The sequence below is a fragment of the Lysinibacillus sp. 38-6 genome (assembly GCF_046245175.1).
In the GTDB taxonomy this organism is placed as follows: domain Bacteria; phylum Bacillota; class Bacilli; order Bacillales_A; family Planococcaceae; genus Lysinibacillus.
Map to the genome: position 1 here is coordinate 1,959,445 of NZ_CP176417.1, position 22,784 is coordinate 1,982,228.

Sequence of the window (22,784 nt, forward strand, 5' to 3'; positions counted from 1 at the left end):
TAACAAACCGTTAATCATTAGTAAGAAAAATTACATGTAATGCATGTATTCATTAGGGGTAGGCTGTTGCCACTAATACTACGTTTCAAAACGCAGTACACTCATTTTATAAGACGAGTGTATCGGCAAAAACAGCTATAGTCAATTTCCAAATGCTATTATTATTTATGAAATTATTTCGTTACATACTAAAAAAACGCATGAAACATTAATAGAAGCTTTTCACAATAAAACAGTATTAGCCCCCTCATTACATACGATTAGCACATCGGCTTCACATTGGATACAGATTTTTTGAACGCGCAACGAACTAACAAAAAAAGTGTTAGAATGACTGCTGTCAATCTAACACTTTCATTATGCCGTTGAGATTCGCTTTGCAAAGCGTATAGCTTTTGTCAGAAACTAATCGTTAGTACAGTACCAACAACTAGGATGGACTTCTTATCTTAACTCAAACCTTCAGTAGTCAGTGAGTAATTTTGTAAATAATCTGAGCTCACACTATATGAAACAACGTTATCCTTATATTTCTTTACTACATCTACGCGATTATCATACTTAAAAACAAAGAAACGGATATCTTTTTTGCCCTTTTTTTGGTTGATGACGTACGGTGTGACATTGGACTCTGGCTCTAGAAATAATTTTTCATTGCCTGGGAAAATATAATGCTTTTTTAAAAACGTAGCTTCATTGAAATAGTCAGTAAATCGATTTTTTTCTGCTTCTGCTAAATTTTTACCGTTATAGCTTACTGTTACATCTTTTGCATCTAATTTTTTATGCAGTTCAAATTTACTTACAGTCCATGCCACAGCTATACTAGGAGGACTCATGATTAATTTAACAATAGAACCAATGACTACTGTCAAAATTAAACCCCATGTCATATCATATCAACTCTTTCAGTCATTTTATGTGAATAGCCTGGATGTACGATCATCCACTTCTCCATGATAAAAGGATTTATCGTGATTATAACCATCCAATTCAAGGCTTTTTCGACCATCCACTTTACTAATTTTTTAGGTTTTCTCTACTATATGGATTGAAAATAGCCTATTCAACACCATACCATATAGGATTTGAATAGCAAATGAAAGTATTGTGACATAATAAAAATAGAGCATTGCTCCAACCTGAGAATTGGGGCTGCTCTGCTGCGAGTGGGAAAGTCTCTACATCCTGAAATGAGCGCGCTTCTAAATATAATAAAAGGTAGCCGCATTATGTTTTTCACAGTAGCAGCTAATGCTTTTCCCTTCGTACATCATATCTATTTTCTATATCGTTTACACCATCCACTCGTTCATATTTTTAGTCATCCAATTAACTACAAACTATTCAGAGCTTGTGCAAACCTTTTAATTCCTTCATCTATCGCATGTTCATCCTCTCTTGCGAAAGTAAAACGTACATAACGATGTTGGGAGCCCAATGTAGAACCTGGCACATAAATAACACCTCGTTTAATGGATGCCTCGAGCAATTGGGTTTCATTAAAGTCTTTAAGAAGTTTACACCAAATATGAATACCCCCTTGTGGAACCGAATATTCCACAATACCATTTAAATGCGTAGTTAGACTTTGTATCATTTGATCTCTTCTTTTTTCTAATTTTTTCACTAAACTTTTCATATGGATATCAAAGTTTTCTGATGCTAAAAAATCATTGGCTATCCACTGTGTATAGCTAGAATGACCAAAATCAATTTGTTGCTTTGCATCGGATAATCTTTCAAGCACGGAAGGAGGGCCAATAATCCACCCTATTCTTAAACCTGAAGCGACAATTTTGGATAAAGAGCTAATATATAATACGTTCCCGTTATAATCCATTGATTTAAGTGGCGCTATTTTCTCGCCAGAAAAAGCAGTCATACTATAAGGATCGTCTTCCACTACGGGAATCCCTAGCTTTGAAGAAATATCTAAAATCGCTTCCCTTTTCTTTTGATTTAAAATATAGCCTGTCGGATTTTGGAAATAAGGATTTAAAAAAATCATTTTAATGCGGTGTTTTTTATATAATAACGCCACATCCTCTGGTTGGATGCCATCTTTCTTTACTGGTAAATAATAGATTTGGATACCTGCAGAGCGAAAAGTCGGTAGATTATAATTATACGAAGGATCTTCTATGGCAATTGCATCGCCAGGCTTTAATAAACATTGGACAATTAAATGTAATGCTTGTTGCGCCCCTGATGTTATTAGGATAGAAGAAGGATTCGTTTCAATACCGCGATAGTCTTTCACGTGTTGGGCAATCGTATATCGAAGATTTTCATTGCCCTGTGGATGGTCGTATCCTAAGCTTCCTATATACGACCGTGTGGCAGTAATCTCGCTTAAAAACTTTTTGGGGAATAGGTCTTCTGATAATTCTCCAGACGCTAAATTGATTAACGTATGCTCAACAGCTTCTTTTCTTATTTTTTGTGTTACAGGTAAACTGGGTAAAAAAGAACCCGCTTCAATATAGCGATTCCAACTAGGAATTCGTTTTTTTGTAATACCCCATATATCTTTACTAATCGTCGTACCGCTTCCTCTAGTTCGTTCTATTAGCCCTAAGGATTCTAATACATCATACGCATGAACAACAGTGCTGCGATTTACATTTAATATACTTGCTAAATATCTTTCTGATGGCAATGGTTTATCAGCTGGAAATGTACCATCTGCAATGCCCTTTTCTATATATGCTGCAAGTTGTTTATAAATGGCGGTCTTCGCTTGTCTATCTGGTTTCCAATCCATACATATGTACCTCATCTTTCTATCAAACTGTCTTTTAGCTCGATGATGCATGCTAAAAGATTATATTGTAATATAGATTAACTTGTCACAAACGAGCCACTTCCGTGTTATTTTAGCCATCCACTTTACTATTCAACCAAATGGCGGAGCACGAACAGAAAGAAGTTGTGCAATGGTGAAAGCAGAATTGTTTGAGTGCCAGGCACTCAAACAATTCTATTCAATAGCATTACTTTATATATAACTAAGTAAACACCCACGTAGACTCCTGCGGGAACGCACGTAACGTAAGACGAGGGCATTCCGCGCGGCAGCGAGGGTTGCGGCTTACGTCATGCCCGCGGAAAGCGCAGTGGGTTTTTACTATTTTTAGAAAGCAGAATTGTTTGAGTGCCAGGCACTCAAACAATTTTATTCAATAGCATTACTTTATATATAGCTAAGTAAAAACCCACGTAGACTCCTGCGGGGACGCACGTAACGTAAGACGCAACAAACCGCGCGGCAGCGAGGGTTGCGGCTTACTTCGTGCCCGCGGAAAGCGCAGTGGGTTTTTACGAATTAGGACCCGGTATTTTGCAACAGCAAGAATTGTTTGAGTGCCAGGCACTCAAACAATTTTATTCAATAGCATTAATTTATATATAACTAAGTAAAAACCCACGTAGACTCCTGCGGGAGCGCACGTAACGTAAGACGCAACAAACCGCGCGGCAGCGAGGGTTGCGGCTTACTTCGTGCCCGCGGAAAGCGCAGTGGGTTTTTACGAATTAGGACCCGATACTTTGCAACAGCAATAGACTAGTTGCTCGATGAAAAGAAACTGGCCATTTTGTAAGGTCTTAATTTAGCGGTTTTATATCCTGTTGGCGATCCCATTCAAAAAACATTAAATCATGGCTATTTAAATCCTCCTTTAATAAGGATACAACAGCAATTCGACTATTATCATAATGCTTAAAATAATAATTTTTACTTTGTGCACACATCGCAGAAGTGTAGATTGTATAATCTGGGCTTCCTTCTTTATTCAAGACAACACCTTTCGGGATATTTACCGAGGAGAGAATATGGAACAATGTCGTGACGCCATCAACCTCATTTTTCGCTTGGTTCGTATACTTCTTCCAATAGGCAACACGGAGGAATCGAGCAGACGGTGTGAAGTCCCCTGGAATACCTAGCGCTCCTGCCCCTTGGCCAAATGGTGTCAATGTTAAATCGCCCATTGTAATATCGTGTGGAGGATTAGGCGTAACACCAATATAAGCTCTTAAATTTGTTTGGTGCCATTCATAACCAGGGCTATTGGTCATAACCCCAATCGTATGTCGGTGAATGGTTATACCTGTTTGATCCGGTTCAATGACAACCGTTTCACCGGTCATATCCGTAAATGTATAGTGAAGAGGCGGTGCAAAGCCCAGTATATTATTCGCCTCATTTAATAACGTAAAAGTACTTATTTTGTTTATTACATCATCAACTGATACACAACTTCCTAGCACTTGGGATACTACATATATTGGATTAATGCCTCTTGTACCTTCTTTCGCTTTGTCTGAATAGGTCGCAAAGGAAGCGTAATAAAGCATTGCCCCTATCAATCCTTTTTCATTAACACCATCGTACATAACGGGCGAACTAAGTTCCGTGCTGCCCATGCCGATAAATGCATAAGGATTGCTAATAATGAGCTCATTTCCTTCAAGCAATCGAATGCCATATTTCCGTGGCACAATCACTACTTTACTATCTGACTCTATTGTAAAATCCATTGTTCTAGCAAATAATGTTTGTTCATCTGTTGTCCGTATGGATAAGCTACTACACCCTAACATGCAAACACTCCTTCTTTCTTATTTAGGTTGGGGAACATTATCATTTACAAAAATTTCATCCACAAGTTGGTTAATTATTCCTAATATTGTATTATGTTCTTAGGGGTGATTAGTAATGGATGAAATCGACATTATCAACAAGGAAGCAATTAAAACTGATTTGGCGCTCATTAAATCTTGTTTACGATTAATAAATCAAACAGTCACTTTAAGTAAACGCAGAGGGGAAACATTTCACGCATCAGAAAATGAAGAATTACATATGTTAATTTCCAAAATTGATCGGGACTTGAACAAAATCAAATTAAATATCCAATATGAAACATCGTCTCCGTTCAACCGTTAAAAGAAAGTCCTCTTTAAAAAAGAAGCCATCAAGAGCTTCCTAAGCCATACTAATGATGATATGACGACAACTCTGAAAAGTTGTCGTCATTGTTACTATTATGCACTGTATGTAAATGAAGCATTCGCAAAATTTGCTCAACAACTAACCTCGCTAATACACTTTTTCTATTGCGCTCCATACGATTATATTGGAGATTTTCCTTAAATAAAAAAGGAAGCTTCGATGAGCCTCCTTTTTTACAACATCACTTTTTTCTTCTTTTCAATAAGTAACCATAAAAGCGTCACGATCGCTGCAAACATGACCATCAGGAATCCATAAAGCGGTGTCTGTGCTAACGAATGATGGTTAATAATAATGCCGCCAACATAGGATCCTAAAAATATACCGATGTTGAAAGCAGCAATATTCAATGCAGAAGCCATAGATATAGCTGATGGCACATATTTTTCAGCCAGCATAACGGCATACAATTGCAAGCCCGGGACATTCATAAACATAAAGAGCCCCATAAGCAGCACCAACAGCAATCCGATAACGGGTGACTCAAGCGTAAAGCTAATGCCAAGTAATGCAATGGCAAGCCCAACAAAAATAATAAAGATTGAACGTAGTGGATTTTTATTTGCGAATTGACCGCCGAGTGTATTACCAATCGCTACACAAATACCGTAGACAATTAAAATAATCACAACCGCATGTGGTGAATATCCCATATATTGCTCTAAAATAGGTGAAATATAAGTATAGGCAACAAAGGCTCCACCGTAGCCAATAGCAGTAATGAAAAGTATTAATAACATACGGAAATTGCCTAATACTTTGCCAATATCACGTAATGAGATTGGATTACCCTTCGATAATTGACTAGGCACTAACAATGCATTACTAATGAAACCAATCACTCCAATGACGACAATAAAGATGAAAGACAGACGCCAGTTCATTACTTGTCCAATAAATGTACCAAGTGGGACACCTGTTACTGTAGCTAATGTTAAACCAGTAAACATAAAGGCAATAGCACTTGCTCGTTTATTCGGTTCAACTACATCTGCTGCAATAACAGATGCAATCGACATAAAGACAGCATGTGCTAATGCAGAAATAATGCGCCCTATAATTAGGACAGAAAACATAGGGGCTAGGGCTGCTGTTAAATTACCAACGATAAAAATGGCCATAACGAGCAATAATACTGTTTTGCGACTAAGATGTGAAGTTAAAGCTGTTAATAATGGCGCACCAACCGTAACACCAAGTGCATATATCGAAACGGTTAAGCCTGCTGTACTTAACGATATCCCGAAGCTTTCTTTAATTAATGGTAGAAGTCCAACACTAATAAATTCTGTGGACCCTATACCAAATGCACTAATTGCTAATGCTAGCAAGGTTAATTTAGCATTTGGCTTTGTTGAGTTTGACATACAAAATCTATCTCCTTTGATTTTTCTTTTCATGTGTAGTACTATTCATACATACCAAAATGATCTATAGAGTACTTTTAGTTACTTTTAAATATGGCGGGGGTTACTATGCAAAAAATATATAATATTGGTGTAGAAGCGACACTTGAAGTAATCGGTGGAAAATGGAAACCGATCATTCTGTGTCATTTAAACCACCATGGGAAAATTCGCACAAATGAATTTCGACGATTGATTCCAAAAATTTCTCAAAAAATGCTTACTAGTCAATTAAGAGAATTAGAGCAGGCTGGACTAATCAACCGCAAAGTCTTTAATCAAGTACCACCTAAAGTTGAATATTCCTTAACGCCTTATGGTGAAAGTATGGAACCAATCTTGAACATGCTTTGCACTTGGGGCGAAAACCATGTTGAAGTATTACTGGAAAAAGGCGAAGATGTTATGTTAAAACAACGTGATGAAGATATTGCAATGCAGCAAACATCGTAATGAGGGAGAAAGAGACTGTCACATAGTAGACAGTCTCTTTTCCTTTTGAATACTTATAGAGCAAAGTCGAATTCATCTGGGTTTGGTCCAACACGTTGTTCAAGGTTCATCGCATTGATAATAGCCATTTCTTCGTCTGTTAAAGTAAAGTCAAAAATATCAGCATTTTGCATCATGCGTTCTCTACGCACAGATTTTGGAATTGTAATGACGCCATTTTGCACATCCCAACGTAAAATAACTTGAGCAATGGATTTTCCATATTTTGTAGCGATTTGTGCAATCGTTTCATCTTCAAGCAACCCACCTTGCATTAATGGTGCCCATGCTTCTAATTGAATTTGGTGCTCGTCACAAAATGCGCGAAGCTCCACTTGCTGTAAGCGTGGGTGGAATTCCACTTGGTTGATAACAGGTTTAATACGCGCAAACGTTAATAAATTTTCCAAGTGTGTAACAGTGAAGTTACATACGCCGATTGCTTTAATCTTGCCTTGGTCATATAGATCTTCAAGCGCTCTCCAAGATTCCGCATACTTATCTTTACCTGGCCAATGAATTAGGTAAAGATCTAAATAATCTAATCCTAGTTTTTGTAGGCTCTCTTCATAAGCAGCAATTGTTTCGTCATAGCTTATTCCGTCATTCCATACTTTTGATGTAATAAAAAGGTCTTCACGATTTAAACCAGTAGATGCTAACGCTTGTTTAATACCTTGTCCTACGCCCGCTTCATTGCCATAAATAGCAGCTGTATCAATGCTGCGATAGCCAACCTCGATAGCATTTTTCACCATGTCAGCAGTCGCATCATTTTCTACTTGAAAAACACCTAATCCCATACCAGGCATTTGTAAACCGTTATTTAATGTGATTGTATCTTGTAATTGTTGAATCATTTTAATTCCTCCAATATGTGTTTCTTGATTGCTTTCTCATTATGTAGTCCAGCAAACGAAAAAAAAAGTACGCACAATTTTGTTTCATAGTAACGTCGAGGTAACATTTGTGAATTGGCAATGATTAGCGGGGAAAATTTTTTCTATGGTTTTTAAAATGACAAGAGAAATTGGAGAGGAAGAAGTAAATGAATTAGTTAAAACATTAAACTAGTAATAAAAACGACTGAAAAATGAACATAATAAAAAGCCACTCCAAAACTAGAAGTGACTTCATTTATAGGGTTAATCAAAAGTGACTACGTTTTGCACAACGGTTACTTTATATACCTCTTTCGTACTAATAAAGATTGTTTTAAAATTTTCAGTTTCAGTAAATGTATACCACAACTTGTCATTAAAGCCGTTAGATATTTCCTCCACAAATGTTTCTTGTCCAATATTATTTTTAATTTTATATTCCTCTTCACGACTTTCGTTGAAATATAATTTGACCGTATATTCATAATCCATGAATCAACACCCCCTGTCTATCCATAGCATGGGACAAATGGGGAGGAAGTAATCATGAATGATAGACATATCGTATGTATGAAAGCTTTATGAAGTCCTGCTTAGTTTATATAGGCTATCATCACTTGCTACCAATATTCAAATGGCAATATTCTAGAATCCTTCATTTATAGATGTTACTATTTTAAGGAAGAGACTACCAGATCGATAGGTAGTTACAATAACATCATTTGGAGGTAGACATGGAACAAAAGCTTATTGAGCAATTGAACGAGTGGCATGAAGTAGACGAACATCAGCGAATTGTTGATTTGCTTATAGCCATTCCTGAAGAACAGCGAGACTATCAATCCATCAGCATTTTAGCTAGAGCCTATAATAATTTAGGGCTTTACGAAGAAGCGCTCACTCAATTCGCTACCATTGCGGAGGCTGGTAAACAGGATTCGCTTTGGCATTATCGAGTAGGCTTCGCTCTTTTTCATTTACAGCAATACGCGGAAGCAGCTCAAGCTTTCAGCGAGTCTAATCAATTAGAGCCCGGTGATCGAAATACAGAATATTTTTTAAGACAGAGTACTCGAAAAGAGCAGAAGCAGAAAAGCGAAGAACTCCGGCTTGCAAAGAAAAAAGCTTCCCTTGCGAGTGGAGCTTCCTTAGTGCACAAGAGTCCTTTTTCAGATATGTCTCTAGCAGATTTCTGGGATGATAGTGAATACGCAAAATCATCCTATCAAAGTGAGCCACCGACAGACGAACTAATCGATTCAATAGAGAAAGAACTTGGCTATAAGCTCCCCGCCTCTTATATTGCCTTAATGAAACAGCAAAATGGAGGGGTACCGAAGAACACTTGCTTTCCAACAGAGGAGCCAACTTCCTGGGCTGAGGATCACATTGCCATTACTGGGATTATGGGTATCGGGCGCGAGAAAAGCTATTCCCTGTGCGGAGACCTAGGTAGTCCGTTTATGATTGAGGAATGGGGATATCCAGACATAGGAGTAGTAATCTGTGACTGTCCATCAGCGGGTCATGATGTCGTGATGTTAGACTATCGAGCTTGTGGTAGGGATGGTGAGCCTGAAGTGATTCATGTCGATCAAGAAGATGATTATGAGATCACTTTCCTTGCCGATAATTTTGAAGCATTTATTAGAGGTTTAGTGAGTGAAGATCACTATGATACTTCTGAACAAGACAAAGAGGATGCACTCGCTAAAGTAGCGCACGGTAAGTTTTCTCCTATGTTGGAAGAGTTATGCGCTCGCGTAACCGAAGTAGGACAAGTGGAACAAAAAATCCGCAGCATCTGTACACAAATTGTTGAAGAGAAAGGCCATTTCAGTTTTCACGCAGATGCATTATCCTATGCCATGTATGATGTACAATTTTGGTTATATACCAAGTCGTATCCGGATACTAGTTACGATCAATATGTATCCGCTTATCAGAACATCATCGCATTTGGCGGAGAATTCGGACAAGGAGGCTATGCCCCTGGCTTTATTACAGATTGGCTGGAACGACGTAAGAAGGAAGGTCGTATCGTCCAGAATCACGGGAAGATTCACTTTACCGATAGCTATAAAGATGCCGTAATAAATATGTTAAAAGAAGCCTAATGGCTGTATAGATGTATGTTAAAATGAAAAAAGCCTGCTTTCATAGCGGGCTCTTCTTATGTTTTGTTTTACTTTATTCCTTAAAGGCTAATCGGTCATCAACTTTGCTGATATGCCGTTGCTGTCATTTTGTCTGTTGGACATAAAAACATATAAAAAATACCTTCTGCATATTCGTCGAAATCCGCATAATCAATTTGCCCGATATATTGCATTCTTCGTTCACAACAAGGACAAACCGGATACTCCGGCTCTTGTATCCAAGTTGGATGACCGCCAATCTGCGAATTCAATTGTGACATCGTCCAAACCGCAGCATAATACGGTGATTGCGGCTCATATGAAAGAACTAAACTAGGTGTCGTTTCCGCTTCGCTGATTAGGTTATCTATATCTGGAAGATAATCAGGTTCTTGATTGTGGCGGCTCCAAACAGGCACACCATGATTGTCCAACTCCATGTATATTGTGCTAAAGCCCCCACATACATCACAAGTTATGACCTGTAGGTTCTCTATCTGCAAGTTTAAATATCGTAATGCCGGGTGGGAGGTAGCTACGTCCATCAACTTCATTAACTTCCTATTGCACCATGGACATGTTGAATGGCTTGACTCTAGAAAATGGGCATGATGTTTTTCATTGCCATCTTCACCCTGTTGGTCTACTTGTCTAATCGCATAACATAAAGGGTTCATTAAATTACGCTTCTTTCCGTCTGGTGTAAGCTCCCATCCTCCATCAAGCGCATACGTTTCAGGCGTTACAAACAACTGCTCCACCCATGTTGGAGGCTGCATTTGCCATTCCCGAAACTGCTCTGTAACAGCAGCATCACCGATCCATCCGAGTACTAAAAGGAGTAAATTACGGTTGTCTTCATCCCAATTCACTTGCCCTAAAAGCTGATCACGAATGTTTTGTGAAGCATCTTTAAAAAGAATCGGATTATTAAACATGCCGCGCTCTATCAGTGCAGGCAAAGCAACGGATATATTAACATCCCGGTAACACACCAGTGATAATAAAATATCTTGTGCTTCACTTTCATTGTTAACAGCCAGTAATTCCAATGCATATTTCAACATACTGTCCGCTTCTTGGTCTGTTAAAGATATGTACACCTGCTCCATGCGTGATGGAAACGAAACATATTGGACAAGGGGGTCATACTTTCTCGGCGCATGCATCACCTTGAGAATGTCAACATAATCTGTTAATCCTTCATAGAGATTGATTGTTTTGCGGTGCTGTTCAATATATGCTTGTTGTTTTTTTCGTTCCTGCTCTTGATAGCAGGGCATGCAGATTCCGCCTGTCTTGGCTGCGGTGTTCGGCAAAATTGTTGCATTGCAACCTTCCGTCTTACATGGTATTCGTTCTGTCATATTAGATTCCCCCCTTTATTGTCAGCAGCTAACATTGCCTACCACTGGGCTTCATGATGTTAATATACTTGTATCTACTAGGTAGCCGTAAATGTAATAGGTATCGTTCTCTAGTCGGTATGGAATGGATAATGCCTTTAATATATTGACAAAATCATCTGTGATATCAATCAGTTCTGGTGAAACGAGTCTACCTCGATGTTTCAAATATCTTGGCCTTACTCTAATCCATTCGACACAGTAAAATGGTTCAATGCCCTCTTCCCAATCTCCCCAATACCACACATCCGTTTCAAATTCTTCTGGGTGTCGGATTTCTTCTAACAAATACTTGCATTGGTATGGTGGCGGAAATAATAACGTATTTATAACGGCATCTTGCAGTTCTCGCCACTTTGTATTATTCATAATCGAAACTAAATTTCTCTCTGCAATGGCCTCCATTACTTTCATTTTGTTTTGGTTTGCTATCATATTAAAACCTCAGTTCGATAAGTTATTGTATGAATCGCATAGGACTAGCTTGGAAATCGCTTTGCCAAGTTCCAGTGAACATTCACAACATGCAGTGAAATGAGAGAAGCTGCCAAACTCCACAGTTTCACTGCTGAATCCAGCATATCAAGGTGTCGAGCCCTTTCGCTCATGGTATGGCCCGAACGCATAAGCTCGATTTAACACATTCTCTTGTAACCGATCGACAGAAATAGTGGAAAGTTGATGATCCCCTACATGATCTCCATCATTCAATAATTGATTATATGTTGCCGCGTTTACGCTGACGCCTACCGCCTCAAAAAAAGACAATCCGATGTTTAAAGAGTTGATCGCGCTAATATTCTCAGTATGATAAATCGCGATTCCTGTAATCAAGCCAGTCACCTCATATTTTTCATGAGTAACAGTATTATTAGGTGTTATTGTTCGCCCAGAGTTTCTAATACTAACGTTAGAATATTCCTACCTTCATTCTTAAGATCACCGTTCAAATACTCTTTCATATATGGGATGGCTTGTGCTCCAAGCGCAACGAGTTGTTCATAGGCTTCATAATCTGTTCGCCAAAAACTTTTCATACTACCTTCACCAAATTCTCCTCCTTCGATCACATTGACCCAATGTTTTACTTGTTGATCAAGGGAGAGTTGATGTATAGCATCGACAGCGGACTTAAATTCCTGGTCTTTACTCTTTAAGTCAGGCATTGCTTTATACAATTGGTCTAAGGGTACACAGTTTCTGACAAGTTGGCTTAGTGTCAAATAATCACCACCAACGCCATCCGCCGCTGAAACGTAGGCAATGAAGTCCTCTGTTTGGTTCAATTGTTTTAAATCGTTGCGCAATCGTTGAATCACATCCATAGCGATTAAAAATAGCTCCGAATCTATAATCGTCTTTTCAAATAGATAATTCTCCTTATTGCTTAAATACTCGGGGGTTTCTTGGCTAATGCAGCTGTACATTTCAAGATAGCTTTCTAGGCACGCAGGCATGTCTTCAAACATAAAGGGATAATCACCTTCACTAAACTTACATGAACGATAGACCTGCTCTTTTGTTTGATTATAAATCTCGTCACCCGTTCTCCTATAATTTTCTTGATAACTTTCGTAACACTCTGCAACAGTTTGCTCTAAGGAAGCCCGATTATTGATGTACACGATGTAGCTACCATTATAGCTATCGGTATAGATGGAGAAGGTATACACATCTTTATTTCTTCCTTCTTCTATATAGTTAGAGATAGCCAATGTGCAAAAGTCATAGAGCGCATTCTCAAAATCGTTTCTACTAACGAATATCCCCTTATGTTCATCAAATGTCGTGATTTCCTGAATGGTTTGAGCAGTAGAGCAAAGTAGAAACGTACCTTTGCCTTCCAATTCTCTTGTCCCACTGATTAACCTTCCAATTTGAACATCATAACTCATTGTGATATACATCCCCTTTACCGTTTATAGTCGGGTTGTTCCAACGTAATAGGATTTAAATTACTGCGTACCCAGCACACTGCCAGTTCACACAGCCTCGCTGGTTCATCATCACCATGTCCATTATGAAGTGCCCTGATTAATGTTTCAGCCTCCTGAAGTGCAGCATCATTTAATGGTGTACCCATACTAAAGTAATGATTTAGACGATTAAGCATTTTGCGATATTGATTATCCCAGTTAACTCCACCGTTATCTAAAATTTCGTATGATACTTTACCAGTAATACGAATAACCTCACCTTGTACGGTCTTCGCATGCCCTTGTGATGGAATTAATAAACGCCAGAGTTCATGATGTTGAGCCTGCCATCCCTTTGTAGATACCGCTATTGGAGAGGTGCCATCATGGGTCATTCGCTTCTCTACTGGAGGAACATCAAATAGTTCATATAGATACAATAGTGCCTCATCTGTTTGATTTAAATATTCTTTATTAAAGCCATCTCTGTGGAATTCAAAGTCTGTTCCAATTCGCTTTATAGATTTTTCCATTTCCTCCGTTACGGTTACGCCAGCATGAAGCAAAATATCGGCAACTTTCGCCATATTGACGATATCAATGTTTTTACACATGGCCAAAGCTTTTTCTAAAGGTGTCTGTTTCATCTTATTTTGTGCGTTAATATTTGCCCCTTTGGCAACCAACGTCTGTACCGTATGTGGATTACAAAAACTTGCGGCGGCAAATAAAGGTGTCTCATCTTGATAATCACTAGCTTCTATATTAGCACCTAAATCAATCAGCAATTCAGTCGTACCGTTCGAACTTATAGCATGTTTATGTAAAGGCGTTCTTCCATAACTATCAGTAGCATCGATATCAGCACCCTGTTCCACGAGCCAGCGAACGAATTCATGCGGGATATTGAAAAAGCTCAAGGCTGTTTCTTTACTGTAACCACCACGAGCATCTAATTCGCATTTCATAAATACCTCTTGTAATGCTGATAGATCAGCTGCTTCAATTAGTTCTTCGAAATTTTTTGGTAAGGTCTTTTGCTTCTTGCCCATCGTTGTTTTCTCTCCTTCCGTCTGATTTTTTATTTTATCACTAAATTTTACCACTTATTTATTTCTTGTCTATTTCCTGCACCCATCAATAAGGTGTCAAACGAATAGGGAGAGATTCCCTTAATAGAGAGAACGATGGAGAATGCCTGAGGGGGTTCTTAGGGGAAGCTCGATTCTTTATCATTTATTTCATTCTTATATCTACTTGACTTCAATGACCATGTCTTGCTCGACATTCAGCTGATGAAAGTGACTTATTAAGGAATCAAACTCTTTTTCTTCTATTGCATACTCAATGTCTATGGAATCAGCTACGCCTAGTGAACTTGCAGTCTCTTTTGATAAAATAATAGAAATTAATTTTTGGCTAAGTATTATCCTTTCTATTCCTCCATACGCTGCTCTATTTTCACTATTAAGTGCAATATGAACCTTATTAAGCATCGGTATGTCATCAATAAATAACGACTTTTGCAATAACACATAGTCTTTCGTGTTAAATTCATCATCTGCAAAACCAATGATTATTGTCTCATCCTCAATACTAAAATAAACAAATGACGCTTTTAGTAAAATGGACATTTAATTACTCCCTCCTCCCATTATATAGTTGTATTCCTTGTTAATTAGCAAAGCCACAAAGCAATATACAATTCGACTTTTTATCATGTATTTCCGCTTGCCAATAATGCAAATCATTAATTTCTCTGTACTCTAGTTCTTTATCTATCTTTTTTATATTCGTCTTAAATGGCTTTTTCAAAAATACAACAATGCTATCAGGAGGCCACCCTTCCCACGTCTCCGTAATTTCATTCCCAAGCAATAATTCATTGTGTAATATAGCTTTTAATTTCGCTGAAAGCCCTTCAATATGTTCTTGCGTGATATTGTTATAGATAGCTATCCCTCGTTTCTTGTTATTAAATAAATCCGTCTTCAGGTTCACCCACATCAAATCCTACTATTTTGGTAGCTTCCACTTTAAATCGCTCTATCCAAGTATGCCAATCATCATGATTCATCTGTGCAAAAAAGGATAACCCACTTGGTTCTACCGAGGCCATAATAAAAACATCATCCTCTTCGTGCCCAAACCAATAAGGAATGCCATTTGTATATCCTTTCCACCCGGGCATACACTCGTATACATTCTCCATCCTAGCCCACACTTCAGATGGCAAGTCATACCATATATTTAGATTGCATTGATGAACGTTACTACTCATTTGTGTCCCTCCTGTTGCCTTCTATCTCCACTAATTCTCGCAGTCTTGTTAGTATCTTTGTTATATGTCCATTGATCATGACGGCTTCAAATAGTCCTTCCGTAAATCAGTCTCCACGAATATAACTAGTCATCAATTTTCGCAGAGTAGCTAAATCTGCTTTCTTGACATACTCTTCTATATCATTTGCAATTTGCTTATAAGCTTCATGTTCATGCAACCAACTCTTCCAATCGAATACGATGAGAAATTCTGTATTACTTAATTCTTCGTGAAATTGTCGAATTTCTTCACATGCAAGCATAGCCCTTTTTTCATTTTCACTCGGCATTGCGTCTAGTCTTTGGAAAAAATCAAGAAATTTAACTAGCTTCTTTAACGCTTCATAGTTAATTTCTGGCAGCTGTACCATCCGATTCACCTCAATTCATTTATATAAAGATTTAAATGTTAGGCATTCATAGTTCTACATGTATTCATTTTCTAAATCACGAAGTAGTGACGTATCCAATTCCTCTTTCCCCAAATAACCGCTACATATAACTGGGCGGTTAATGATGTCATACAGTTTTTTAAGATCCGAAATATACTCTTTCGTCCATGTTTCAAATGAGTCGAATTCCGCCTTCGAAATTTGATGGTACTCAGGGGAGTCTGTGACCCCCGTTAAAACCTCATAGGCATAAATATGATCGCCAAACTTGCCGACAGATTGGTATCTACCTGTTTTGAGACGGACATATTCAGTGTATCTCAAGGTCATCACTATCCTTTCTCTATTTCTCTTACTGTAAGTCTTACTACTCATGCTTTAGCAACTCGTCTCGCGCTTCCATCAGCGCGAAACCTAGCAAGTTTTTACCCCGCCATTTCATTGGATTCTCCACATGTGGATTGGACTGGCCCATACCTATTCCCCATATACGGTCTCTCGGGCTAGCTTCAACTAAGATGCGGTTCTTCGTTGATTTAAGATAATCAGCCAGTTGCGGATTTTGCGAAAATTTCGCTAAGCTTGCTCTTTTGACAATGCCATAGCATTCCTTATCCCAAATATCTTTATCAAAGTTTCGAACCGCACGCCCAAAAGCTTTCATTTCTTTTGGATGCTTAGCATGAAGGATGGACGCCAGCATTTCCTCATCACCAAACAACCTCGCCTTCTCAGCCATCATAAACTGCTCGGCACAAGAATATGGCGTGCCCTCTATCGTAAATGGACACATCCACCATTGACTGAAGCAGCTTTTGTCGACATGCCCATCCTTAGACGGCGTATGTCCCCAAAAAAACACAAATTTAAGCTTCTGTCCCTCGTTATGTGCTTTTTTTAATTCATCGATATTGTAAATCATCCTTCATCCTCCCAATTTCTCCGATACAAGCGAGATGGTCGATGCCCCGCATTTTCGGTGTATTGATCAGTTTCCGCCACAAGATCGGCCACTTTACGTCGGAATGCCGCCTTCAACAGTTCTTTATCCAACACTACCTCATACACTTGCTGTAGTTCTGTTAAAGTAAATAACTTCGGCATTAAATGCAGTGCAATATCCGTATAATTTACTTTGCCTCGCAACCGCTCAATTGCACATGCGATCATCTTTGCATGGTCGAATGCTAATCCTTCATTCGAGACAATCTTAAAATCCGTGCCAGTAGATGTCGTCTTCGCAGTAATCGTCTTTGCCACGACGGCTGAAAGTTCTTCTTCTTCACTGCTTAGTATAAGTTCGTATTCCAGCGTCTTCATGTAGCCATCCTCAATCAACACTTTTTCTTCCTTAAGTGGTCGATACGTGACCTTGAACCAAGCGGCGTCTGCTGCATCATCGCCCGCTTTCAGTTCCAACTTGTCGCTATTAATCAAAGCCATATAGCTGCAGCTTATCACCCACGTTCTTGGATCACGCCCAATATCACTGAACGTATACAACTGCTCCAAATAAACGTCTTCCACGCCTGTTTCCTCTTGTAGTTCCCTTACTGCTGCCTGCTCTGTCGTCTCATTCGAACGGACAAAGCCGCCAGGTAACGCCCATTTGCCTAAGAAGGGATGCCCTGCACGACGAATCAGTAGGACGCGTAGCTCTTTTTCCGGCAGTTTGCGATAACTGTCAGCCTCCTCTTCCGTCACAGTAAATATCACCATATCCGTCGTCACCGAAGGACGCTCATAGTCTCCTACTTTGTATTGCTGCAAAAATTCACGTTCTGTCAGTCCATCTTTATCTAACAAATCCAATTGACTTGCCTCCTTTATATTTATGCGTTCAGTAGTTTACTCGCCAAAATAGTTGCTGTAGGGCTCAAACTTCGCCAATACCTCGTCAACTTTGTGTATACGTTCCTCCAGGCTTCCCCGTAGCGTAATATAAGGAATGCGTCGCTCCTTCAAATCAGCGATAATCTGTTTATGGAAAACATGCCGCTTTTGATCTCCGCTGCGGTCCCACGTATCATCATAAGGAATATCATCATCACATAGGAAAAACAAATCATAGCGCTGGGCATTCTCTAAAGCAAGTCGTGTTAACAGCTCCGGAGCCTTGCCGTGGTAATCCTGAGCAAACATATACGTCGTAATCGCATTTGTGTCGACAAAAAGATAGCGGTTCGCCGCAAGCAATGCCTGTTCTTCACGCTCGATATGACCGACCGCAATGTCATCGAACGCTTCGAATGCAATTCGGCGGTCCACCTGATGCTCAGTCCAATAATCACGACCGTATTCGCTTGCGAACGTCGTGCCATAACGCTGGGCGAGCGCTTCAGTAATTGTGGACTTACCCGTTGACATGGCGCCAACGAAAACAACTTTCGTAATTAAATCTCTGTATACAATATCACTAACAAACTCTCTATATTTATAAGGATTGGAACGAACCATCGTTGCTGAAATGGGCACTAGCTCGCGCGCTTCATCCACTCTTCTGTCTACCGCTCCCAATGCAAGACTCATATGCTCGCCGTAAAATTCGCTTGAGTAAAAATGTGTCACTTGCTCTCCGTTCAGCAAACCAAGAATATACTGCTCTTCCCGAATCTCATGCTCTCTATCATCCGAATAGCCGTCCGGGCCATCCCAAGCTTCGATTACTCGCACTTGCGGATAAAGCTTGCGAATCCAATTTGCTCGGATATGTAGCGGAATCGGGCTGACCGTCGTCTCGTAAATAACGACGATCAATTCATCCACCTCTTGTAACGCCGTTTCAATCATAAACTGATGCCCTTTATGCAGCGGGGCAAACTTCCCCAGTGTTAGTCCGAGCGTTTTCATAGCGCCACCTCCTTAACCACTTTATTCCAAGTATAGTATCCATAAAACGCGTTGACCAGATATGCGCTCCACATTACCATCATCAGTAAACCTTCGCCACTACCATCCAGCATACGAATCGCCCACAATAACACAGTGAAAAGATTTAGCACGATATAAACCAACCATTGTTCCTTAAATCTTCGAACCATTAAAATCGTCGCTACAATAGATAGCACTGTCGTAGTTGCATCGATGTACGGTGAGTTTTGTCCTGGAATGAAAGACAGCCCAAATCCAACTAGCAAACAGCCAATCACACTGCCCATACCAATTAGCAGCAACCCTTTTCGATCCAGCTGTCGCATAACTAGCTTGCCGTCTTCTTGGCGGTTATTTTTCCACATGTAGAAGCCAATGACATTCATCGGAACGAAAAATAGTAAATTCAGCATTACCTCTCCAAACAATCCATTTATAAAAGCCAAATACGTGTAACCGACCGTATTGTACATACCGAATACATAACTCATCAAGTTGCCTTTCGCCGCAAGCACCACGCATAACACACCGGTAATAAAAACCGTAAATCCAAATAAAGAATCCTTTGATATCACCGTAAACACGACAGCGATTGTGGTAAACAGCACTAACCACGTCATTTCAAAAAGATTCCAGCTCCCTGCCATCTTCTTCATCTTGCATCCCTCCACTTTTTCCGCTCTTTCATAGAGCAAATGTTTTTTCTTAGTATCATTTTGTTAATAACATATTGTTACTATCAAAATTAACAGAAAATCCTGCGAAGGTCAAGAAAATATTTCCTATTTTTTCGCAGGATGTTTTTTTATTTATTGGTAATGGACAGTAAATGTTGGAGATGATGCCCCTATCCTAAGCAATAAGAACAAAGATTTCCTATTACTCCGCTTCCTTCACAAGCAGTGATTTTATATTTTCATTCAGCAAAGTAGCTTGTGATAACGCAAGCTTATCTTTGATGATTTCGCCAGGCTTATTTGCCTCCCCAATAATATATGACCACAATGACATATCTAAAAATTCAAATGTGTATTGAAACTGCTGAATAAGAGGTAAGCCCTTGATTCTCGGATTGTCACCACCTACGATTACTACAATTATTGTTAGTTGTTTCAATCGCTCTTTTAAATTTGGGAAACGTTGATCGCGTATGGATTGGCTAAATCGATCAAACATATTTTTCATTGTGCCCGACATGCTGTACCAATATATCGGCGTTGCAAAAACGACAATATCGCTATTTTGTAATTCCTCTATCACATGATCATAATCATCATTTATTGCTTGAAAACCACCTTCCGAATGACGTAAATCTTCAATTGGTTTGATATGCAAATCTTTGATATATATTTTTTTATGTTCGATATTTTGCAACACTATATCTGTTAATTGCTCAGTATTTCCTCCATTTCTTGAACTCCCAATAAAACTTACAATCTTCATTTTTCAAGCTCCTATCTATCCGTATTTAATAAATGTAGTATATAATGACAAAGTATATCGATAAAGATGAATATACCGATAGTATCAATCGGAAATTCCGATTTAGAGGTGAAAAGGTGGAAATTAAACATTTACAAACATTTTTAACAGCCGCAAAGACGTTAAACTTTACGCAAACAGCTAAAATATTAGATTACGCTCAGTCAAGTATTACTGCCCAAATCAAATCATTAGAAGAGGAGTTGGGTACATCATTATTTGAGCGATTAGGAAAACGAATTTACCTGACAAAAGCCGGCATAGCATTAACACAATATGCCGAAAAAATAATTCGACTTGATGAAGAAATGCGTCATGCGGTAACAGGAGATAACGAATTAAATGCCTTTTTAACAATCGGTGCTCAAGAAAGTCAATGTACCTATCGATTACCCAAAATACTTAAAGCCTTTAAAGTGTTACACCCTCAAGTAGAACTTATTTTTAAACCAGTCCATACAAGTGAGATCGCAAAAAGCCTACTACAAACTGACCATATAGACTTGGCCTTTATCACCGATACTCGAAAGATACTTTCAACAATCCATACTGAAACATTACTAAAAGAGGATTTAGTGTTAGTTGCTTCCCCAACTCATCATTTGAATACAACTGAAATGCTAACATTAGAAGAAATAGCACAAGAAACGATTTTATTAACTGAAAAAGGCTGTTCTTACCGAACTCAATTTGAAAATAAGCTACAGCAAGACGGCATTTATCCAAGGCATGTCATTGAATTTGTTAGTATAGAAGCGATAAAACAATGTGTTATGGCGGCATTAGGCATTTCCCTTCTTCCTCGAATGGTTGTAGAAAAAGAGCTGACAAGTGGCGCACTAATAGAACTACCAATTCCATTAAACTTAAACCCCATTTATACAGAAATAGCTTGGCATAAAGATAAAAATATCCCTTCTTACTTAAATGACTTTATTGAAATTGTGCGTGAGGAATATATAAACTTGTAAAAAAATAGTACCGATTCTAGCCGATATTTAATATATGGAAGAAGGCAATGAAATTTAAAACAAGTTGTGACCAACATCTAAAGATCGGAGATGGAATAATTGGATGAAAAAAGCATAAAAATGGAGACTTATTTTACAACAAAGGATATTGCCAAACGTAATACGTTATTAAAGCAATTCGTATTTGACTTACCAGAGGACGGAAAGGACTTTTTTCTAAAAGCCTATAAAAAAGAACGCTATTTAGATATGCGGCTAACTGCTATTAGAGGTTATGCTGCCTTTGCAAGCGAAGAAGAAGTAACCCTTTTAATGAATAAAATGTTGGAAATCTTAAAAAAGCGTCCCGAAAGTACCCCATATAATTATCAAGAATATGAAATTTTACGCTCTGCCTTTTTAATACCTTACTTGCTAGAAAACTATTCTTATAACTGCTTTCAAATCTTTAATGAACAGTTAAAAAAACAATACGATGCCATGCCCGACGTTTTCAAAGGCATTTTTACATGCGATGCTAAAGGTGAACATATCCAACTCATTCCCCCAGCAGTCGTCAAAAAAAACATTGAACATTTCCTACGTGGATGACAACGCTACAAATTCCTTCTATTTGAAAAAACCTATTTAAGCTAACAGCTAGACTTGCATGCATGACTTAATTTCATGATGCAAGTCTTTTTTCATTCATACTCGCACCTAATATGTAGCAGTAGCAAATTAAAAATCACTACATTGACTTATTCTCCCTTCTACCAATATATTTTTACTTCTAATAATATCTTTTGAAGCTAGTAATATCGTTGTAGCAATACAATTTAAACGTAAGACGAATTGTATAAATAGACTTGCTATAGGGCAAACTTTTAAAAGAAAATTCTGGAGGTGCAAATGACGTGTTTGAGAAAAAATTAGCGCTTCATGAAACAATGGAATTTCATGAAGTCATTAACTTTATGACAACAAGTTTACTTAAATCGAAACTGAGTCAAGGTGTGGTCTTTGATGACGATTTAAGAGCATTATTAGACAAAAATGTAAAATTATCGACTCCAGCACTCACTGCTATGGTTAAGCTCTACTCTAAATCAGAATTAGAATATTAGGAGGACAATGCTATGAAAGACTATTTAGATCCTATCAATTCAATTGGCATGCCCGAGCTAACTGATTCGGGGGTTGCTCTAGAGTTTTTACTTACAACAAAGACCGGTATTCGAAATCTTTCCATTGCCTTAACAGAAACAGCTTCCCCTGCTCTTCAGAAAATCCTCAGAACTCAGCTCGATGTCATGGTTGATTTATATTTCGAAATTTCTGAACTGATGGTAAAAAAAGAATGGTTAAAACCTTATGATCTACAAGGTCAAAAAGAACTGGATATTAAGTCTGCCGAAAATGCAATTAGTATCGCACAGTTAGATTTATTCCCTAAAAGTATGAATCGAAAAGGAATGTTCCCTACCCCACCGAAAAAATAAATGAAA

28 protein-coding genes are annotated in these 22,784 nt (G+C 38.5%); 7 read left to right on the forward strand and 21 right to left on the reverse strand.

The annotated features are described in order from the left end of the window. Positions 1–449 precede the first annotated feature (449 nt). The 3 genes from ACKVEV_RS10095 to ACKVEV_RS10105 form a co-directional block, all read right to left on the reverse strand. Entirely contained in the window at positions 450–875 is a 426-nt protein-coding gene (locus ACKVEV_RS10095) for a YfmQ family protein (RefSeq protein ID WP_409370245.1), read from the reverse strand. 461 nt (positions 876–1,336) lie between these two features. Then, positions 1,337–2,767, reverse strand: coding sequence for a PLP-dependent aminotransferase family protein (locus ACKVEV_RS10100; protein ID WP_409370246.1), 1,431 nt, complete (start codon positions 2,765–2,767; stop codon positions 1,337–1,339). Between the two features lie 842 nt (positions 2,768–3,609). Continuing rightward, positions 3,610–4,608: a choloylglycine hydrolase family protein gene (locus ACKVEV_RS10105; RefSeq protein ID WP_409370247.1), complete on the reverse strand. Its 999-nt coding sequence runs from the start codon at positions 4,606–4,608 to the stop codon at positions 3,610–3,612. Between the two features lie 115 nt (positions 4,609–4,723). Between ACKVEV_RS10105 and ACKVEV_RS10110 the strand changes: the two genes are divergently transcribed. After that, on the forward strand, positions 4,724–4,954 hold the full coding sequence (locus ACKVEV_RS10110; protein ID WP_409370248.1) for a phosphoglycerate mutase: 231 nt from the start codon (positions 4,724–4,726) through the stop codon (positions 4,952–4,954). Between the two features lie 239 nt (positions 4,955–5,193). On the opposite strand, the gene ACKVEV_RS10115 is transcribed toward ACKVEV_RS10110, so the two are convergent. Continuing rightward, complete coding sequence (locus ACKVEV_RS10115; protein ID WP_409370249.1) at positions 5,194–6,387, reverse strand: MFS transporter; 1,194 nt, start codon at positions 6,385–6,387, stop codon at positions 5,194–5,196. A gap of 108 nt (positions 6,388–6,495) precedes the next feature. On the opposite strand from ACKVEV_RS10115, the gene ACKVEV_RS10120 reads away from it, so the two are divergent. Further along, the gene (locus tag ACKVEV_RS10120; protein WP_409370250.1) at positions 6,496–6,879 is read left to right on the forward strand and encodes a winged helix-turn-helix transcriptional regulator; all 384 of its coding nucleotides are present in this window, start codon (positions 6,496–6,498) and stop codon (positions 6,877–6,879) included. 53 nt (positions 6,880–6,932) lie between these two features. Here the strand turns inward: ACKVEV_RS10120 and ACKVEV_RS10125 are convergent, their stop codons facing one another. Further along, entirely contained in the window at positions 6,933–7,778 is an 846-nt protein-coding gene (locus tag ACKVEV_RS10125; RefSeq protein ID WP_409370251.1) for an aldo/keto reductase, read from the reverse strand. Positions 7,779–8,063: 285 nt separating this feature from the next. Continuing rightward, positions 8,064–8,291 (reverse strand): hypothetical protein, encoded by a 228-nt coding sequence (locus ACKVEV_RS10130; protein ID WP_409370252.1) that lies wholly within the window; start codon positions 8,289–8,291, stop codon positions 8,064–8,066. Positions 8,292–8,533: 242 nt separating this feature from the next. Between ACKVEV_RS10130 and ACKVEV_RS10135 the strand changes: the two genes are divergently transcribed. Further along, positions 8,534–9,916, forward strand: a complete 1,383-nt coding sequence (locus ACKVEV_RS10135) for an SMI1/KNR4 family protein (protein ID WP_409370253.1) — start codon at positions 8,534–8,536, stop codon at positions 9,914–9,916. A gap of 98 nt (positions 9,917–10,014) precedes the next feature. Here the strand turns inward: ACKVEV_RS10135 and ACKVEV_RS10140 are convergent, their stop codons facing one another. The 15 genes from ACKVEV_RS10140 to ACKVEV_RS10210 form a co-directional block, all read right to left on the reverse strand. Beyond that, on the reverse strand, positions 10,015–11,220 hold the full coding sequence (locus ACKVEV_RS10140) for a DUF1963 domain-containing protein (protein WP_409370254.1): 1,206 nt from the start codon (positions 11,218–11,220) through the stop codon (positions 10,015–10,017). A gap of 135 nt (positions 11,221–11,355) precedes the next feature. After that, positions 11,356–11,778: a DUF6678 family protein gene (locus ACKVEV_RS10145; protein ID WP_409370255.1), complete on the reverse strand. Its 423-nt coding sequence runs from the start codon at positions 11,776–11,778 to the stop codon at positions 11,356–11,358. Positions 11,779–11,925: 147 nt separating this feature from the next. After that, on the reverse strand, positions 11,926–12,177 hold the full coding sequence (locus tag ACKVEV_RS10150) for a hypothetical protein (RefSeq protein ID WP_409370256.1): 252 nt from the start codon (positions 12,175–12,177) through the stop codon (positions 11,926–11,928). A 44-nt stretch (positions 12,178–12,221) separates the two neighbouring features. After that, on the reverse strand, positions 12,222–13,238 hold the full coding sequence (locus ACKVEV_RS10155) for a hypothetical protein (RefSeq protein WP_409370257.1): 1,017 nt from the start codon (positions 13,236–13,238) through the stop codon (positions 12,222–12,224). Between the two features lie 17 nt (positions 13,239–13,255). Further along, positions 13,256–14,311 (reverse strand): ankyrin repeat domain-containing protein, encoded by a 1,056-nt coding sequence (locus ACKVEV_RS10160; protein ID WP_409370258.1) that lies wholly within the window; start codon positions 14,309–14,311, stop codon positions 13,256–13,258. A gap of 201 nt (positions 14,312–14,512) precedes the next feature. Continuing rightward, positions 14,513–14,893, reverse strand: a complete 381-nt coding sequence (locus ACKVEV_RS10165) for an Imm10 family immunity protein (protein ID WP_409370259.1) — start codon at positions 14,891–14,893, stop codon at positions 14,513–14,515. 40 nt (positions 14,894–14,933) lie between these two features. Further along, a complete protein-coding gene (locus ACKVEV_RS10170) occupies positions 14,934–15,260 on the reverse strand; it encodes a hypothetical protein (RefSeq protein ID WP_409370260.1) in 327 nt (108 codons plus the stop codon). Continuing rightward, entirely contained in the window at positions 15,235–15,540 is a 306-nt protein-coding gene (locus tag ACKVEV_RS10175; RefSeq protein WP_409370261.1) for a hypothetical protein, read from the reverse strand. Before ACKVEV_RS10175 ends, ACKVEV_RS10170 begins: the two co-directional genes overlap by 26 nt. 106 nt (positions 15,541–15,646) lie before the next feature. Then, positions 15,647–15,952: a DUF6508 domain-containing protein gene (locus ACKVEV_RS10180; protein ID WP_409370262.1), complete on the reverse strand. Its 306-nt coding sequence runs from the start codon at positions 15,950–15,952 to the stop codon at positions 15,647–15,649. A gap of 54 nt (positions 15,953–16,006) precedes the next feature. Then, positions 16,007–16,297 carry a hypothetical protein gene (locus ACKVEV_RS10185; protein ID WP_409370263.1) on the reverse strand — a complete coding sequence of 97 codons (291 nt, stop codon included), beginning with the start codon at positions 16,295–16,297 and terminating at the stop codon, positions 16,007–16,009. Positions 16,298–16,340: 43 nt separating this feature from the next. After that, entirely contained in the window at positions 16,341–16,895 is a 555-nt protein-coding gene (locus tag ACKVEV_RS10190) for an NADAR family protein (protein WP_409370264.1), read from the reverse strand. Beyond that, positions 16,892–17,785 (reverse strand): NUDIX hydrolase, encoded by an 894-nt coding sequence (locus tag ACKVEV_RS10195; protein ID WP_409370265.1) that lies wholly within the window; start codon positions 17,783–17,785, stop codon positions 16,892–16,894. Before ACKVEV_RS10195 ends, ACKVEV_RS10190 begins: the two co-directional genes overlap by 4 nt. 36 nt (positions 17,786–17,821) lie before the next feature. Further along, entirely contained in the window at positions 17,822–18,823 is a 1,002-nt protein-coding gene (locus ACKVEV_RS10200; RefSeq protein WP_409370266.1) for an AAA family ATPase, read from the reverse strand. Next, complete coding sequence (gene pnuC / locus ACKVEV_RS10205) at positions 18,820–19,500, reverse strand: nicotinamide riboside transporter PnuC (RefSeq protein WP_409370267.1); 681 nt, start codon at positions 19,498–19,500, stop codon at positions 18,820–18,822. The genes ACKVEV_RS10200 and pnuC overlap by 4 nt, the downstream gene beginning before the upstream one ends. Positions 19,501–19,723: 223 nt before the next feature. Beyond that, positions 19,724–20,287 carry a flavodoxin family protein gene (locus ACKVEV_RS10210; RefSeq protein WP_409370268.1) on the reverse strand — a complete coding sequence of 188 codons (564 nt, stop codon included), beginning with the start codon at positions 20,285–20,287 and terminating at the stop codon, positions 19,724–19,726. Between the two features lie 116 nt (positions 20,288–20,403). Here ACKVEV_RS10210 and ACKVEV_RS10215 point away from each other — a divergent pair, with 116 nt between their 5' ends. The 4 genes from ACKVEV_RS10215 (at position 20,404) to ACKVEV_RS10230 (ending at position 22,778) form a co-directional block, all read left to right on the forward strand. Then, on the forward strand, positions 20,404–21,297 hold the full coding sequence (locus ACKVEV_RS10215; RefSeq protein WP_409370535.1) for a LysR family transcriptional regulator: 894 nt from the start codon (positions 20,404–20,406) through the stop codon (positions 21,295–21,297). A gap of 99 nt (positions 21,298–21,396) precedes the next feature. Continuing rightward, positions 21,397–21,888, forward strand: coding sequence for a hypothetical protein (locus ACKVEV_RS10220; RefSeq protein WP_409370269.1), 492 nt, complete (start codon positions 21,397–21,399; stop codon positions 21,886–21,888). Positions 21,889–22,193: 305 nt separating this feature from the next. Further along, positions 22,194–22,403 (forward strand): hypothetical protein, encoded by a 210-nt coding sequence (locus tag ACKVEV_RS10225; RefSeq protein ID WP_016993944.1) that lies wholly within the window; start codon positions 22,194–22,196, stop codon positions 22,401–22,403. A 12-nt stretch (positions 22,404–22,415) separates the two neighbouring features. Continuing rightward, positions 22,416–22,778: a spore coat protein gene (locus ACKVEV_RS10230; RefSeq protein ID WP_409370270.1), complete on the forward strand. Its 363-nt coding sequence runs from the start codon at positions 22,416–22,418 to the stop codon at positions 22,776–22,778. The last annotated feature ends 6 nt before the right edge of the window (positions 22,779–22,784 follow it).